This window comes from Mesorhizobium sp. BR1-1-4 (genome assembly GCF_020165375.1).
GTDB lineage: Bacteria > Pseudomonadota > Alphaproteobacteria > Rhizobiales > Rhizobiaceae > Mesorhizobium > Mesorhizobium australicum.
The window spans coordinates 26973-43297 of sequence record NZ_JAIUIB010000007.1; the positions used below are offsets into that span (position 1 = coordinate 26973).

The following is a 16325-nucleotide window of genomic DNA, read 5'->3' on the forward strand; positions in this document are numbered from 1 at the left end:
TCTTCCTGTCGCTGGCAGGTGCAAAGGCACGCTGGCCGGGTTATCCCTTCTGCAGTCCCAACGGCTGCTTGCCTTAAAGACGTTCCATCCTGGCGGAGTCCGACACCAACATGCAACCAATCCGCGACCGCCTCGAAATCATCCTGTCACGTCTTGCCAACCGTGCGGCGGACGAGAAGGTCTTTACGAAGCTCTATGCCGAAGCGGCGCGGGTCGCGGCTGACGCCAGCGATGCCCGCAAAAGAGTGGGCGTGACACTCGGCCCGCTCGACGGCACCATTGTCTCGATAAAGGACCTGTTCGATGTCGCCGGCGAGCCGACCACGGCCGGGTCGCTGATGCGCAAGACCGCCGCGCCGGCACAGCGCGACGCCGCCATCGTCAGCCGGCTTCGGCAAGCCGGTGCGGTCGTCATCGGCAAGACCAACATGACCGAGTTCGCCTTCACCGCGATCGGCGACAACATGCATTACGGCACGCCAGGCAACGCCGTTGATGCCAGCCGCATTCCAGGCGGGTCGTCCTCGGGCGCCGGCGTGTCCGTGGGCGAGGGGACGAGCGACATCTCGATCGGCTCCGACACCGGCGGCTCGATCCGCATTCCGGCGGCGCTCAACGGCGTCGTCGGTTTCAAGCCGACTGCACGGCGCGTCCCGCTCTCTGGCACCTTTCCGCTTTCGGGCACTTTGGACTCGGTCGGACCGCTTGCCCGAACCGTCTCGATATGCGCCGCCGCCGACGCGGTGATGGCCGGCGAAGCGCCGAAGGAGTTGGTGGCCATTCCACTCGCCGGGCTTCGCATCGGCATTCCGCGCGGCGTTCTTTTCGGCGACACGGAAGGCGAGGTTGGATCCGCCTTCGAGTATTGTCTTGGCAAGATCGAACAGGCTGGCGCACACATTACGGATCTGTCGATCGACGACATGATCGCGGATCTACGCGCGGCCACCAGGCGCGGATCGATCGCGGCGATGGAGGGCGCGGAAGTGCATGCTGACTGGCTGGCGACAGGCGCATCCGTGCCGGTCGACCCGCATGTCAGCGGGCCATTGTCGCGGGCGGCGCTGCTGCCGACGCCGGTCTATATCAGGGCGCTCCGCCGCCGTGCCGCGCTGGCCGCCGCCATGGATGAGCGGCTGGCATCGGTTGACGTGCTGGCGTTGCCAGCCACACCGGTGACGGCGCCGGCCATCGCTTCCATGGCCGAGGATGCCGAGTTGCGTGACCGCATCGAAGGCCTGCTGCTGCGCAACACCCAGGTCGCCAACCAGTTCGACCTTTGCGCGATCTCGTTGCCGATGCCGGGGCCATCGCTGCCAATAGGGCTGATGCTCGTGGCGCGCAACGGCCATGATCGGCATCTGCTGCGGATCGCCGTTTCGGTGGAGAGGCTGCTGGGGGTTGATCGGCAGTGAGTCACGGATGACGGATCAGTGCGATGAACAGTGCTTGCGTTCGCCGTCCTTGGCGGTGCGCACGATGCGGGTCGCGACCAGCCAGGGCAGGCTGTATTCCTTGCCGGTGAAGGTCTGGATGCGGTGCTCGATCGAGCCCCTGACGACGATCTTTCCGCTATAAAGCACGTCGGACTGGGCCGTTATCGCCTTGTCGGCCTGCGGCAATCCGCTGGTGTCGATCGACACGCCCTTGGTGATGGTGCCGGTGGCAAGGTCGAGCGCGCTGTTCGACGGGCAGGGCGCCTTGAAGCAGCGTAGTCCGTTGTCGCAATAGACATAGCTGCTGTCGGCCGCTGCGAATGCCGGCAAGGTGCAGATGGACGAAGTTGCGACAATCAGAACTGCAAGGCGAAGACCGGACATGGCTCGCAACGTCGCGGAGAATTGGGGCGAAACCGCGATGCTATATCTGCGCCGGAAAGCGACGCCGGTAGTGATCGACCACTTCGGGATTGCGCAGATTGATCGGCAGTTTGCCCGCCAGCACCAGCAAGGCTTCACCAGCCGCGCCGACACCCATGCGCATCATCGATTCCTCGGTAATCCCCGCCATATGCGGGGTGACAATGACGTTGTCGAAGCCGAAATAGGGATGGTTTGGCGGCAGCGGCTGCGTCGAGAAAACGTCGAGCGCGGCGCCGCCGATGCGACGCTCCCGCAAGGCCTCGATCAGCGCGTCGTCATCGACGACCGGCCCGCGCGACACGTTGATCAGCAGTGCGTTGGGTTTCATGCGGGCGATGCGTTCGCGGCTGATCAGGCCTCGCGTTTCCGGCGTCAGCGGACAGCAGAGCACGATGATGTCGCTCTGCTCGACCAGCGCGTCGATCGACAGGAAGCCGACCTTTTCCGGCGCCGGCTGCATGCTGCGTGTCGTTGCCACCACTTTGAGGTCGAAGCCGTGTGCGGCGATGTGGCCGACCGCCTGCCCGACGGCGCCGAGACCAACGATGCCGATGGTCTTGCCGGCGAGTTCGATATTGGCATTGGCATGCTCGCGTCCGGCCAGCCAGCCCTTGGCGCGCAGGTCGCGGTCGACCCGGCGGAACTGCCGCAGCAGTGCAAGCGCGGTGAACATGACATGCTCGGCCACCGAGCGGGCATTGGCCGCGGGCACGTTGGCCACGAGCACGCCGGCCGCCGCGGCCGCTTCCATCGGGATCATGTCGAGACCGGCGCCATGGCGGATCGCGGCCCTCAGCTTCCATGCACCCTCGAACAGCGCCGGCGGCAGCGGCGCCCGCACGATGACGATGTCGGCATCCTTGGCCTCCCCCGCCAATGTGCCGGGGTCGAGCGCCGAAGCGATGACCAGCTGGCCGGCGCCGGCCAGCTTGGCCGTGGCGCGCGGGTGCAGCGGATGCGTCGACAGGATCTTTGGCACGGTCTGGGTCACGGTCAGGCCTTTTCGAGTGCCGCGCCCGCGGGCGAAGCCGCCATGCCGCCCTCGATCAGGCCCTTCCAGTAGCTTTCCGCGCCCTGCAGATGGGCGCTCATGAGCGCCTGGGCGAGATTGCCGTCGCGGCGCAGCAGCGCCTCGTAGATCTGCACGTGCTCGGCATGCGAGCGCACGCTGCGTTCAGGATCGTTGAAATAGATCGGCAGGCGCTGCTCGCCCATCAGATAGTAGACGCTGCAGATGTTGTGGAAGACGCTGTTCTTGGTGGCGCGCACGATCTCGAGGTGAAACTCGCGGTCTTCCTTGGCCAGACCTTCGCCAGCGGCGATGCGGTCTTCCGAGGCTTTGAGGATTTCGCGCAGGCGCTCGAAATTCTCCTCGGTGGCGCGCGAGCAGGCAAGCTCGGCGGCCTTGATCTCATGGATCTTGCGCAACTCGACCGTTTCATAGATCTGCAAGGGATCGAGCGGCAGGCCGGCACGTGCGAACAGCGCCAGCGCCTCGACGCTGGCCTGCTTGGTGTCGATGTAGATGCCCGACTTGGCGCGGCGCTCGACGATGCGCATGGCCTCGAGGATGGCGAGCGCTTCGCGGATCTGGCCACGGCTGACGCCGAAATGCTCGGCCAGTTCGCGTTCCGACGGCGTGCGGCCGCTCTCCTTGTCCGAGTGGGAGAACAGATAGGCGGCGAGTTCCGCGAGAAGGTTCTTTTCTTTCATCGTCAATTGCGTTGCGCGTGCGCCTCCAGGAATCGCTCCGAAACGGTGAATCCCAGTCCGGGCTTTTCCGGGATCGCTATCATACCGTCCTTGGCTTCGACAGTCTCTTCGACCAGATCGTGGATCATCGGGTTGGCGCCGAGCGAATACTCGACGGTGAAACTCGAAGGCGACGCGGCGCAGACATGCAGCCCGGCGAAGAAGCAGGGCGCGCCGGCCCACAGATGCGGCGCAAAGCGCAAATTGAAGGCGCTGGCGATGGTGCCGATCTTCATCGCCTCGCTGATACCGCCACAGAAGGCAGGATCGGGCTGGAAGATGTCGGCGGCCTTGAGAACGGCGAGATCGCGGAAGGCATAGCGTGTCGCCTCGCTTTCGCCGGTGGCGATCGGAACGGCGCCGGAGGCGCGCACTTCGGCCATGCCTAGCTTGTCGTCGGCGATGACAGGCTCCTCGAACCAGGCGAGATCGAGGTCGTTTACGAGATGGATGAAGCGTTTGGCTTCCGCTACCGTATAGGTGCCATGGGCGTCGACCATCAGCTCGATGTCGGGGCCGAGGGCCTGGCGCGCGGCGCGCACGCGGGCGGCGGAAACGTGCGCCGCGCCGTCCATGGCGCCGACCCGCATCTTCAACGCCTTGAAGCCGCCTTTGGCGATATAGGATTTCAGCTGTTCCCCGATGGCATCGGCGGAGGCCCAGCCGCCCGAGGCATAGGCCTGCATGCGATCGACCTTGCGGCCGCCAAGGAGCCGCCAGACCGGCTGGCCCAGCGACTTGCCCAGTATGTCCCAGAGCGCGATGTCGACCGCGCTGATGGCGGCGACGCTCATGCCGCGCCGCGCCAGTTGTGGCATGGCGTGGCCGGCGCGGGCGGCGCTCTCATGGCGCACGCCGTTGTAGAGCATCTCCCAGATGACTCCGATGTCGGCCGGATCGCGGCCGATCAACTGCGGCCCGACCTCGTGATTCAGCATGTGAACGAGTGCGCCGTAGCTGCCGGCACTGCCGGCTGCGTTCTTGCCTTCGCCCCAGCCGACCAGCCCGTCATCGGTTTCGACGCGCAGGATGGCGGCGTCGAAGGTCGTCACCTGGCCGAAGTCGCTGCGATGCTGCTTCGCGGCTTCGATCGGCACGCGGACCCACCAGGCCTGGACTGTCTTGATGCGCATGTTTTTCCCCAGCCCTGCCGCCGGTCGGGGCGGAAGGGCAAATTTCCCAGCGGCAGTCGACTATTTGATCAGCGGCAGCAGTGTTTCGGCGGTGATGCGCATCTGGTCGGTGTAGAATTTCTCGGTCAGCACGCTGGAGCCATGGTCCTGGATGAACTTCAGCTGCTCGGGCGAGATATCGACCGGATGGCGCTCGACCATGTCGGGATAGGGTGCTGCCGGCGTGCGGTCGACCGGGGCGACGAACTCGTTGGTCAGTGCGCCGTCGTAGCCGACTTCCTTCAAGGTGGCGACGATCCTTGGCCAGTCGATCTGGCCGAGGCCGGCGGCAAAGCGGTTGTTGTCGGCGACATGGAAGTCGAACAGGCGCTTTCCGACCTGGCGGATAGCGTCATGGACGTTAAATTCCTCCATGTGGATGTGGTAGGCGTCGAGGCAGACGCCGCATTCGGGGCTGACCGCGTCAGCCAGCGCCAGCGCCTGGGCGCCGCGGTTGAACAGATAGGTTTCGAAGCGGTTGAGCGGTTCGACGGCGATCTTGACCCCGACCTTCTTGGCGTGGGTGAAACATTCGCGGGTCGCGTCGACCACCCACTTCCATTCCTCTTCCTCGGTACCGTCCGGGACCACCTTGCCGACGGTTGCCGGAACCAGCGTGATGATCTCGCCATCGAGTTCGCCGACCATCGTCAGCACGTCCTTGACGTATTGCACGGAGCGCTCGCGCTGGCCCTGGTCCCTGGCGGCGAGGTTGCGTTCACCCAGCATCAAGGTCACCGCGCCCCAGCAGCGAATGCCATGCTCCTTCAGCAGCGCCCGCGTCTCCTTGGTCTTGTACTGCGCGGGCTCGCCGGAAATCTCGATCGACTCATAGCCGAATTTCTTGATGCGCTTCAGCGTCGTCTCAAGCGGTTCCGCGCGCATCCAGTTGTGCGTCGAAAGATGCATGGTCTGTCCTTCCCAGATTCGTCCGTATGGTTTGCCTGCGACATGCATCGCCGGAAGACGATGCAAGGGTTCCTCCCCAAGGCATCCCCAGCCTGTTACTGTAAACTGGTTAGACCAATTGGGCCTGAAATGAGGTCTACAGCAAATTCCTTTAGACGGCAACAACTGTGGCGGCGCAACTTTCAGGGTGAATTAATTTGTTGATTACATTGCGATATGTGCCGTTATTTTGGGCTTTCGGAGTGCCTTTTCGGCGCATTCCAAGGCTTGACCAGATTGCCTTATTTGGTCATACCAGAATGGCGGTGTCGGCAGAGCGTCCGACGCGATAAAGACCAAAGTGACTGGCCCTGCTTTCATCAGGCGCTATGCTTGGTCGTGACAAACGAGGAGGATGCCGATGCCGACGACAATGAAGGGCCCTGGACTGTTTCTGGCGCAGTTCGCGGGTGATGCCGCACCGTTCAATTCGCTGGCGTCGATCACCAAATGGGCCGCCGGCCTCGGCTACAAGGGCGTGCAGATCCCGACCTGGGACGCGCGCCTGTTCGACCTCAAGAAGGCGGCGTCTTCCAAGGCCTATTGCGATGAGGTGAAGGGCATCTGCACTGACGCCGGGGTCGAGATCACCGAACTGTCGACGCATCTGCAGGGGCAATTGGTGGCGGTGCATCCGGCCTATGACGCGCAGATGGATGGGTTCGCGCCGCCGTCGGTGCACAACAATCCGAAGGCGAGACAAGAATGGGCTGTCGAACAGATGAAGTTCGGTGCCAAGGCATCGCGCAATCTCGGGCTGAATGTCTCGGTGTCGTTCACCGGCTCGCTGGCTTTCCCTTACCTCTATCCCTTTCCGCAGCGGCCCGCCGGACTGATCGAGGAAGCCTTCGGCGAACTCGGCAAACGCTGGAAGCCGATCCTCGACGCCTATGAAGACAATGGTGTCGATGTCGGCTACGAAATCCATCCTTCGGAGGACGTGTTCGACGGGGCGACCTTCGAGATGTTCCTCGACGCGGTCGGCGGCCACAAGCGCTGCAACATCAACTACGACCCTTCGCATTTCCTGCTGCAGCAACTCGATTATCTCGAATTCATCGACATCTATCACGAGCGGATCAAGGCTTTCCACGTCAAGGACGCCGAGTTCAATCCGACTGGACGGCAGGGCGTGTACTCCGGTTACCAGAGCTGGACGAACCGCGCCGGCCGCTTCCGTTCGCTCGGCGATGGGCAAGTGGATTTCGGCGGCATCTTCTCCAAACTGACGCAGTACAATTACGATTCCTGGGCGGTGCTGGAGTGGGAATGCTGCCTGAAGCATCCGGAGGATGGTGCGGCCGAAGGGGCGCCCTTCATCCAGCACCACATCATCCGGGTGACGGAGAAGGCATTCGACGATTTCGCCGCCGGCACCACGGACAAGAAGCTGCTGCGCGCCATGATGGGATTTTGACACGGCTTTCCCTCTCCCTCGGGGGAGGGATATCTCACACGAGGGAGAAAAACATGGTTGGTGCATCGAAGTCGGAAACGGGAGGCGGCCCGATCCGTTACGGCATGGTCGGCGGCGGGCAGGGCGCATTCATCGGCGCAGTGCACCGGATCGCTGCGCGCATGGACAATGATTTCGTGCTGGTCGCCGGCGCCCTGTCGGCCGATCCGGCGCGTGCGAAAGCCTCGGCCGTCGAACTCGGGCTCGATCCGTCGCGCAGCTATGCGTCCTACGCCGAAATGGCCAAGGCCGAGGCAAAGCGCTCGGATGGCATCGAGGCGGTGGCCATCGTCACTCCCAACAACGTGCATGTGCCGGCGGCCAAGGCCTTCCTGGAAGCTGGCATCCACGTGATCTGCGACAAGCCGCTGGCAACGACCTTGGCCGAGGCGAAAAGGCTTGCGGCGATCGTCGAAAAGACCGGCAAGGTGTTCGTGCTCACCCACAACTACACCGCCTATCCGATGGTGCGGCAGGCGCGCGAAATGGTCGCCAAGGGCGTGCTCGGCGACATCCGCATCGTGCAGTCGGAATATCCGCAGGACTGGCTGACCGAGGACCTCGCCGCCACCGGCCAGAAGCAGGCGGCTTGGCGTTCAGACCCCAAGCAGGCGGGCGCCGGCGGCGCGCTCGGCGATATCGGCACCCATGCCTACAATCTCGCCCGCTTCGTCTCCGGGCTCGAACTCGACTCCCTGTCGGCCGATCTCGACGCCTTCGTGCCGGGCAGGCTGCTCGACGACAATGTCAACGTCATGCTGCGTTTCAAACCGACGGGGAAAACGCATCCGGCCAAGGGCATGATCTGGGCGAGCCAGGTGGCGCCCGGGCATGAGAACGGCCTGAAGCTGCGCATCTACGGTTCGAAGGGCGGGCTGGAATGGGTGCAGGCCGATCCCAACTATCTCTGGTACACGCCCTTCGGCCAGCCGAAACAGTTGATCACCCGCAACGGCGCCGGTGCGCTGCCGGTGGCGGGCCGTGTCAGCCGCGTTCCGTCAGGCCATCCCGAGGGTTACCTCGAAGGCTTCGCCAACATCTACCAGGAGGCCGCACGGGCCATCCGCGCGGCACGCAAGAAGGGTGGCAAGCCAGCAAAGGATGTCGTCTTCCCGACCATCCAGGACGGCGTCGAGGGCATGGCCTTCATCGAGGCCTGCGTGAAGTCGTCGAAGAAGAACGGGGCCTGGACCAAGCTGTAAGAGGCGCCGAGTAACGAGGGCCCTCACCCGGATAGCCAATCGAATTGCGAAGGCAATTCGGGGCAATCCGACCTCTCCCCGAGGGGGAGAGGAGGCGTTGGCGCATATCTCTTCTCCCTCTCGGGGTGAAGGTGGCCGCGAAGCGGCCGGATGAGGGGAGTGGCGAACACCGGCGGTGCAATCGGCCGGCCGCCAGCAAAGGGAGGGCGTCGATGAAGATCGGCATGTGCATGTTCTTGTGGACGACGGCGGTATCGAAGAAGCACGAGCCGCTGCTTCGAGACATCAAGGCAACCGGCTTCGACGGTGTCGAAATCCCGATCTTCGCCGGCACGCCGGACGACTACAGGAAGCTGGGCGAATTGCTCGACCGTATCGGGCTGGAGCGGACCGCTGTGTCAGCCATGGGCGATCCGGCGATGAACCTGATTTCGGCCGATGCGGCAACACGCAAGGCCGGTGTCGACTACATGAAATGGGCGATCGATTGCGCCGATGCGCTTGGCGCCCGCACGCTGAGCGGACCGCTGCATTCGACGCTCGGCGGATTTTCCGGGTCCGGACCGACCGCCGCCGAAAAGAAGCGCTCGATCGCCTCGCAGCGTGCCATCGGCGACCACGCCGGAAAGCGCAACGTCACCGTCGGGCTCGAGGCGCTGAACCGCTTCGAATGCTACCTCCTCAACACCATGGCCGACCTGTCGGAGCATATCGATGCCATTGACCGGCCGCACATCAGGGCAATGTACGACACGTTCCACGCCAATATCGAGGAAGTCGACCCGATCGGCGCCTATACGAAGCACTGCGGCAATGTGGTGCATATCCACATATCGGAGAACGATCGCGGCGTGCCGGGGCGTGGCAACATTCCGTGGAAGGAAACTTTTTCCGCCATTCGCAAGAGCGGCTATGACGACTGGCTGACGATCGAAGCGTTCGGTCGCTCGCTGAAGGATCTGGCGGCGGCGACCAAGGTGTGGCGGGATTTTTCCGAGACGCCGGAAGCCGTCTATCGCGATGGGTACAGGCATATCAGGGACGGGTGGAGGAAGGCGGCTTAGGCGCCTACGTCTGGTCCATTTTCTATTTGTGTTCGCGTCGCTTGCCAGGTGGTTCCCCCACTCCGTCTCGGCTTCGCCGAGCCACCTCTCCCCCCTCCGGAGGGAGAGGAAGGGGCTTGGTGGCGCCGGGACACGAAGAGAGCCTCGGCCTTCGGGGACAAGCGCGGATCGGACAGTCTGGTGCCTTTCCTCTACCCCGTCGACCGGGGGAGAGGTGTCGAGCGAAGCTCGACGGAGTGGGGTCCACCCCTCGGCGCCGGGCGAGACGATGCTTGCGCTTCTGCGTCACAACACTAACCCTGCCTGGCCTGGATCCTGTTGTAATCGTGGATCGTCCGGCTCAGCCGGCGGCGCAGGAAGTTGGATATGTTGTCGAAAATGAAGACGACGAGCAGGATCAGCAGCACCATGTAGAAGACGTTGGCCCAGTTGGAATTGGTGCGCATCGCTTCCCACAGTTTCAGGCCGATGCCGCCGGCGCCGACGGCGCCGATGATGGTGGCGCCGCGGGTGTTGGATTCCCACTGGTAGAGTGTCTGGCTGATGAAGACCGGGATCACTTCGGGCATCACGCCGTAGCGCTGCACCAGGATGCCGTTGGCGCCGGTCGAGAGCACGCCTTCGCGCGGCTTGTCGTCGATGTTCTCCAGGCCTTCCGAATAGACTTTGCCGAGGGTGCCGATCTCGGTGAAGAAAATCGCTGCACTTCCCGCCAGCGGGCCGGGGCCAAAGGCGCGAGTGAAGAACAGCGCCCAGATCAGCATGTCGACCGAGCGCATGAAGTCGAAGAAGCGCTTGAGCACCTGGCTGAGCACGCCACTCGGCGTGATGTTGCGCGCCGCGAAGAAGGCAAGGGGGAACGCGACGATGCCGCCGAGCAGCGTGCCGAGGAAGGCCATGACAATGGTCTGCAGGAGCTTCGTCCAGACATCGCCGTGCTGCCACTGGGCGTTGTTCCAGACGTTGTCGCCGGCAAGAGCAAGGTTGGTGGTACCTGGTTTCAGCTCTGGTCCCGAGACGATCAGCGAGATCACTTCCCGCGCTGATTTGCCGAAGAAGGGCGAGCGCGTGTCGAAAACGAAGTTCGCCCAGCCGAGGAAGCGCTTGCGCACCTTGACGCGGTCGACAGTGACGCGCACCTCGCCGACGAAGCCCATCTTGGCCACCACCTCGTCGTCATGGGCGGTGATCCAGTCCGGTACGGCACCCGTGACCACCGGCTTGCCGCTGGTCAGCGAAACAGGCACGGTCTGGCCGTTGGCGACGATCGTCGCCTGCGTCTTGTCGAAGGTGACGGATTTTGCCGGCCCGTCGATCAGCACGGTGAAGGTGCCGTCCGGATTCCTGGCCACCCAGTCGGGATTCGGGTTGTCGCCCAGCGCGGAAAAGCGCGGGTATTTGGGCGTGATCTCCGGCTGGTCGAGACGGAATTCCGGCTGCAGATCGTAGCTGATCCATTGTGTCAGGAAGAGCGGCAGGCGCTCCCAGTGCGATTCCCGCAGCACCTGCGGCAGGCTGAAGAACCACAAGGCATAGATCAGATAGAGGAGAGTGCCGACGAACAGCAGGAGCGGACCGAAGCGCTTGTATGCCGGGCGCCGGAACACCTGCGGGTGGCGCGCCTCGATCGACAGCATCTCCTCAGCGGTCATGGTCGCCATGATTTACGCCCCCATCATGAAGGCTTGTTCGCCGACCAGCTTGCGACGAAGCCAGGCGGAAAACTGGTCGATGATGAAGATGGTGGTGAACAGGAGCAGCACCAGTGCCAGCGTCTTGGCGCCGAAGCCGCGCGAGATGGAGAGCTTCAGCTCTTCGCCGATGCCGCCGCCGCCAACGGCGCCGATGATGGTCGAGACGCGGACGTTGATCTCCACGCGCAGCAGCGTGTACGACATGAAGTTGGGCAACACCTGCGGCAGGCCGGCAAAGCGAACCCGCTCGAGCCAGTTGGCGCCGACCGCGCGCAGGCCTTCCTCGGCTCGCATGTCGATGTTCTCGTTGATCTCGTAGAACAGCTTGCCGAGTGCGCCGATGGAATGCAGGCCGATGGCGATGATGGCGGCGATCGGACCGGTCGAGACGATGGCCGCGAACAGCCCGGCGATGACGATCTCCGGAAAGGCACGCAGCAATTCCATGAAGCGCTTGACCACCAGCCTCAGTGCCGGATGAGGCGTCAGGTTGCGCGCCGCGATGAAGGAAAAGGGCACGGCGAAGACAAAGCCGATGAAGGTCGAGACCAGCGCCACGTTCACGGTGGTCAGCATCAGCTCGAAATATTCGGGGATGTAGAAACCGCCCCAGACGTAGACGCGACCGAGCGGGAAGTTGAATTCCTGGGTGCCCGTATCATGCGGCGAGGCAATGTCGAACAGCGCCCGCCAGACGTCGTTCCAGTCCTTGGGGACCAGCCAGCTCAGGAAATCCAGAATATGCGGCAGCCGGTCGAAGAAGTGCCCGGCATTGGCTTCGTCGGCGAACCACATGCTGGAAAGCATCGCAGCAAGCAGCAGGCCGACGCCGAGCACGGTATACAACCTGCGCAGCGACGTCTGGCGTCGCCAGGCATCGGCCATCTCGTGGGTGGCGCCGGAGGGGGCTGTCACGGAAAGGGTCATGATCGGAGATGCAAAAAGGGCGGTACTTGATGAGGTACCGCCCTTTTGCAATTTCGCCGTTAGCCGCCGATGGCTGCCTTACGGGCTTCCACGATGACGCTGTAGAAGTCCGGCTTCACCGGAACGTAGCCGGTGAAATCGCCGCCTTCGACGCCTTCGAAGCAAGCCTTGTCCTTCTTGGGCAGGTCGGTGAAGAAGGCGGCCAGCTTGGCGGTCATGTCGTCGCCGATCGCGGTGCGAACGACCAGCGGGCCATTCGGGATCAGGCCCGAGCGCCAGACTTCGACGAAGTCGTTGGGGTCGACGGCGCCCTTGGCGACTTCCTTGTGGAAGGTGCCGGAGGTGTAGCCGTTCTTGAAGTCGCCGATGCCCGAGGAATCGTCGACTGCGACATCTACCTTACCGTCACGCACGGCCAGAACGTTGTTTTCGTGGCCGCCATTGAACTGGGTCGACGCGAAGTAGGTCTCGTTCGAGGCGCCGGTGGTCTTCGGAATCTGGGTCAGCGGGATCAGGTAGCCGGAGGTCGAATCCGGATCGGCATAGCCGAGCTTCTTGCCCTTGGCTGACTTGATGTCCGTGATCCCCGACGTCTTCAGCGCCAGGCCGATCGAATAGTAGCCGGTGGAGCCGTCCGTCTGCTTGGTGGTGAGGATCGGGGTAACCGCCTTCGGATCCTTGAGATAGACGCTGGCGTAGCCGGAAGCGCCGAGTTCGGCGAAGTCGAGCGTGCCGCCGAGCAGGCCCTGGATGACGCCGTCATAGTCGGCGGCCGGGAACAGCGAAACCTTCTCGAAGCCGAATTCGGCCTTCAGGTGATCGGCCAGGCACTGGTAGTTGCGCAGCCGGTCGGTTTCGTTTTCACCGCCGAGAATGCCGACGCGAAATTCCTTCATGTCGGCGGCATGGGCCATGCTGGTGGCCATGGCGAGCACCGAAACGGCACCGAAAACCATCTTCCTGAACATTGATATCTCTCCTGTAAGTTCCGGCCCCGCGCCGGCAGCGTTCTTGATCTTGACAAGTGCCCTTGACGCGGGCGGACGATCCAGGCTGCTCGCTATTGGCTCTTACTGGGCTCAGTATCCCGGGAATGCGGGTTCGAGCGGTCCGGCGGATGCGGCGATCTTCTGCTTGAAGGCAACACTGGTGGAGGTGATGACCTCCGATATCTCGCCGCCATTGCTGTCGGCGCCATAGACAAGACGCACGGCTTGGCGGTCGAGCTCTTCGGGCGGCCCGTCGAAGACGACCTTGCCGGCGGCCATGCCGATGATGCGGTTGCAATAGGTGCGGGCGGTATCGAGCGTATGCAGATTGGTGACAACGGTGATGCCTTCGCGCAGATTGATGTCCTGCAGAGAATCCATCACCACCTTGGCGTTGAGCGGGTCGAGCGAGGCGATCGGCTCGTCGGCGAGGATCACCCTGGGCTGCTGCATCATGGCGCGGGCGATGGCGACGCGCTGCTGCTGGCCGCCCGACAGCGTGCCGGCGGGCTGAAGTGCGGTGCGGGCGATGTCGAGCCGCTCGAGCGCGGCGACCGCCTCCGCGCACTCGGCGCGCGAAAACATGCCCAGAAGATTGGACAGGGTCGAACGGTGGTTCAATTTGCCGAGCAGCACGTTGGTCAGCACGTCGAGGCGCGGCACCAGGTTGAACTGCTGGAAGATCATGGCGCAGTCGCGCTGCCAGCGCCGCAGCGGCGAGCCGCGCAGCCGGGAGACCTCGGCGCCGTCAAAAAAAATCGACCCCTGGCTGGGGTCGACAAGACGGTTGATCATGCGAAGAAGAGTGGATTTGCCGGCGCCCGAACGACCGATGACGCCGACCATCTGCCCTTGCGGGATCGAGATGTTGACGTCGCTGACGGCGGTGTTCTTGCCAAATCGTCGGCTGACGCCGCGGATTTCGAGCGTGGCAGAGTTTGCTGACATGGGCTGGTTCCAGTCCGGTCCATATTGATCGTCAGGCACTCGCCTAACGCAACCACATGAACCTGCCGTGTCGCGATGATGTCAGTTTTGTTACGCTCCACAGGCGCGGCGACTGGCGCCTTGCGGGCGATCAGCCGAGCACCAGCAATTCCTCGAAATGCTTCATGTCGCGGAATGCGCAGAAGGCGGGAGCCTTGATCTCGATCACCGGCGCCTGGCGCGCGAAAAGTGCCAGGCAATCGTCAAACAGCGCCTGCCACGCGGCGGCCCTATCATCATCAAAGCGCTGGATCTGATAGGCGAAGGTGATGTGGAAGACGTAGGTGTCGTGATCAGGATGCCGGTAGCCGAACGGCACCGCGAGCGCATCGCGCCATGCACGCATGATGCGCGCATCCTCGTCGGTCGCGCCGGCAACGGTGAGGCCGGTCGGCAGGACCTCGGCCACCTTGATGTTGAAAGGGCCGAAGCCCTGGAACCCCTTCAGGCGCTCCAGATAGAGGCGGGTCATGGCGTCGATGCTGGTGTCGAGCGGCACGTCCCGCGGCCAGAAGGGCAGGCGACGGCGATATTCGATTATGCCCTGGAAAAGGGTCATGTGCAGGCTGGAAACGGGCGTGAAGGCGAGGCGGTCGGCATCAGGCATTGCCAGCATCTTCTCGCGGACGGCCAACACCACCGCTTCCGAAGGCGAGCCGCTGACCAGATGGCTGACGACGGTGTTGCCCGGCTCGAGGAGGAAGTTGCCTGACGCGTCGTAGCGCGTGCCGAGATGCGCCGGCGACGCCGGATTGGAGCCGGCAAAGAATCCGGCGAGCGAGGGTCTGACAGTGTCGAGCATGGCGATCTCCTTCAAGGAGATCGCGTCCTGTCCGAGTCCTGTGTCAAGGGTATGAACAAGCCAGCGATATGACGATGATGTGAGGGCTATGCCTCTTTGCCCGATGCCCGTTCTTCGTGTTTCTCCAAAAAAGCTTCGGCCGTCAGCTCCCGAAAATCATCGAGCGCGGCGCGCAGCCTCGCGTGATCCCAATCCCACCAGGCAAGCGCCTGGTAGCGCTCGGCGGTGCGGCGGTCGAAGCGCTCGCGGATCGGTTTTGCCGGTACGCCGGCGACGATCGTGTAGGGCGCGACGTCCTTCGAGACGACCGCGCCGGCGCCAACGGCGGCGCCGTCGCCGACGGTGACGCCGGGCAGGACGGTCGAGCCGTGGCCGAGCCAGGTGTCGTGGCCGATGATGACGCGCTTGGCGCGGCGCTCGGCGAAGAATTCGCTCTCATGCTCGGCGTCGTCCCAATAGTCGGAGGCGCGGTAGGTGAAGTGGTGCAGCGTCGGCCGCCAGGTCGGGTGGTTGGTGGCGTTGAGGCGCACGCTGGCGGCGATGTTGGCAAATTTGCCGATCGTCACGCACCAGACCGCGCAGTCCTGCATCATGTAGGAATAGTCGCCGAGCTCGCTTTCCGAAACCCGGCTGCGGTCGGCGATTTCGGTCCAGCGGCCGAGTGTCGAGTTGTGCACCTCCGCCGTCGGGTGGACCAGCGGCGTCTCCGATAGCTTCCTGGTCATGCGGCGATTTTTCCCGGAGCGAAGGCGGTGACGTCGATGATGCGGTCGGCCACCGCCTCGCGCACATCGTGATCGTGGAAGATGCCGAGCAGGGCGACGCCCGCCGCCTTTTTGGCGGCGATGAGTTCGATCACCACGTCGCGGTTCGTCGCGTCGAGCGATGCGGTCGGCTCGTCGAGCAGCAGGATGGGGTGCTCGGTGATGAAGCCTCGCGCGATGTTGACACGCTGCTGCTCGCCGCCCGAGAAGGTTGCCGGTGGCAGCATCCAGAGTTTTTCCGGCAGGTTGAGCTGGGCCAGCAACGCGCGTGCCTTGGCTCGGGCTGCCTCGCGCTCCTCACCGCGTTCAACCAGTGGCTCAGCGACGACGTCGAGAGCCGAGACGCGCGGCACGGTGCGCAGGAACTGGCTGACATAGCCGATCGTTTGCCGGCGTACGGCAAGCACGGTGCGCGGGCTGGCATGGGCGAGGTCGATCAGTCCGTCCTCGTGCCTGACGATGATCTGGCCTTCGTCGACGGCGTAGTTGCCGTAGAGCATCTTCAGGATCGAACTCTTGCCGGCGCCGGACGGACCACCGAGCACGGTGCATTCGCCCGCCTTGATCGAGAACGAGACACCCGCGACGACAGGGAGTTTGATGCCGTCGCGCAGATGCATGGTGAAGCTTTTGGCAACGTCGGAAACAACGAGTGGGGTCGGCATCAGAAGGTTCTCCAATCGTCAATCGTCGGCGGGACACGCGC

Annotated in this window: 16 protein-coding genes; 4 read left to right on the top strand and 12 right to left on the bottom strand. The window is 63.7% G+C overall.

Annotation, left to right across the window (positions count from 1 at the left end; genetic code table 11):
* The first annotated feature begins 110 nt into the window (after window positions 1-110).
* The gene (locus tag LB571_RS16480) at window positions 111-1415 is read left to right on the top strand and encodes an amidase (RefSeq protein ID WP_224595998.1); all 1305 of its coding nucleotides are present in this window, start codon (window positions 111-113) and stop codon (window positions 1413-1415) included.
* Window positions 1416-1430: 15 nt separating this feature from the next.
* On the opposite strand, the gene LB571_RS16485 is transcribed toward LB571_RS16480, so the two are convergent.
* From LB571_RS16485 to LB571_RS16505, 5 genes are read right to left on the bottom strand one after another with little or no spacing between them, the layout of a single operon-like run.
* Window positions 1431-1820 (bottom strand): hypothetical protein, encoded by a 390-nt coding sequence (locus LB571_RS16485; RefSeq protein ID WP_140721051.1) that lies wholly within the window; start codon window positions 1818-1820, stop codon window positions 1431-1433.
* Window positions 1821-1860: 40 nt separating this feature from the next.
* Window positions 1861-2841 (bottom strand): hydroxyacid dehydrogenase, encoded by a 981-nt coding sequence (locus tag LB571_RS16490; protein WP_224596490.1) that lies wholly within the window; start codon window positions 2839-2841, stop codon window positions 1861-1863.
* 14 nt (window positions 2842-2855) lie between these two features.
* Window positions 2856-3575 carry a FadR/GntR family transcriptional regulator gene (locus tag LB571_RS16495; protein ID WP_015315641.1) on the bottom strand — a complete coding sequence of 240 codons (720 nt, stop codon included), beginning with the start codon at window positions 3573-3575 and terminating at the stop codon, window positions 2856-2858.
* Between the two features lie 2 nt (window positions 3576-3577).
* Complete coding sequence (locus LB571_RS16500) at window positions 3578-4747, bottom strand: mandelate racemase/muconate lactonizing enzyme family protein (protein ID WP_224596002.1); 1170 nt, start codon at window positions 4745-4747, stop codon at window positions 3578-3580.
* Between the two features lie 60 nt (window positions 4748-4807).
* A complete protein-coding gene (locus LB571_RS16505) occupies window positions 4808-5695 on the bottom strand; it encodes a sugar phosphate isomerase/epimerase family protein (RefSeq protein ID WP_015315643.1) in 888 nt (295 codons plus the stop codon).
* 400 nt (window positions 5696-6095) lie between these two features.
* On the opposite strand from LB571_RS16505, the gene LB571_RS16510 reads away from it, so the two are divergent.
* The 3 genes from LB571_RS16510 (at window position 6096) to LB571_RS16520 (ending at window position 9456) form a co-directional block, all read left to right on the top strand.
* On the top strand, window positions 6096-7151 hold the full coding sequence (locus LB571_RS16510) for a sugar phosphate isomerase/epimerase family protein (protein WP_224596006.1): 1056 nt from the start codon (window positions 6096-6098) through the stop codon (window positions 7149-7151).
* 53 nt (window positions 7152-7204) lie between these two features.
* Complete coding sequence (locus tag LB571_RS16515; protein ID WP_224596008.1) at window positions 7205-8392, top strand: Gfo/Idh/MocA family protein; 1188 nt, start codon at window positions 7205-7207, stop codon at window positions 8390-8392.
* Window positions 8393-8604: 212 nt separating this feature from the next.
* The gene (locus LB571_RS16520) at window positions 8605-9456 is read left to right on the top strand and encodes a sugar phosphate isomerase/epimerase family protein (RefSeq protein ID WP_224596011.1); all 852 of its coding nucleotides are present in this window, start codon (window positions 8605-8607) and stop codon (window positions 9454-9456) included.
* Window positions 9457-9749: 293 nt separating this feature from the next.
* Here LB571_RS16520 and phnE (LB571_RS16525) read toward each other — a convergent pair whose 3' ends face one another.
* The 7 genes from phnE (LB571_RS16525) to phnL all read right to left on the bottom strand — a co-directional run bounded on the left by phnE (LB571_RS16525) (window position 9750) and on the right by phnL (window position 16284).
* Window positions 9750-11117 carry a phosphonate ABC transporter, permease protein PhnE gene (gene phnE / locus LB571_RS16525; RefSeq protein ID WP_224596043.1) on the bottom strand — a complete coding sequence of 456 codons (1368 nt, stop codon included), beginning with the start codon at window positions 11115-11117 and terminating at the stop codon, window positions 9750-9752.
* A gap of 3 nt (window positions 11118-11120) precedes the next feature.
* Window positions 11121-12077 (bottom strand): phosphonate ABC transporter, permease protein PhnE, encoded by a 957-nt coding sequence (phnE, locus tag LB571_RS16530; protein WP_140721068.1) that lies wholly within the window; start codon window positions 12075-12077, stop codon window positions 11121-11123.
* Between the two features lie 59 nt (window positions 12078-12136).
* On the bottom strand, window positions 12137-13045 hold the full coding sequence (gene phnD / locus LB571_RS16535; RefSeq protein WP_015315649.1) for a phosphonate ABC transporter substrate-binding protein: 909 nt from the start codon (window positions 13043-13045) through the stop codon (window positions 12137-12139).
* Between the two features lie 111 nt (window positions 13046-13156).
* Entirely contained in the window at window positions 13157-14014 is an 858-nt protein-coding gene (phnC, locus tag LB571_RS16540) for a phosphonate ABC transporter ATP-binding protein (RefSeq protein WP_015315650.1), read from the bottom strand.
* 130 nt (window positions 14015-14144) lie between these two features.
* A complete protein-coding gene (locus tag LB571_RS16545; protein WP_140618946.1) occupies window positions 14145-14855 on the bottom strand; it encodes a DUF1868 domain-containing protein in 711 nt (236 codons plus the stop codon).
* Window positions 14856-14941: 86 nt separating this feature from the next.
* The gene (locus LB571_RS16550; RefSeq protein WP_224596044.1) at window positions 14942-15580 is read right to left on the bottom strand and encodes a DapH/DapD/GlmU-related protein; all 639 of its coding nucleotides are present in this window, start codon (window positions 15578-15580) and stop codon (window positions 14942-14944) included.
* Entirely contained in the window at window positions 15577-16284 is a 708-nt protein-coding gene (gene phnL / locus LB571_RS16555; RefSeq protein WP_015315653.1) for a phosphonate C-P lyase system protein PhnL, read from the bottom strand. Before phnL ends, LB571_RS16550 begins: the two co-directional genes overlap by 4 nt.
* Window positions 16285-16325: the final 41 nt, after the last annotated feature.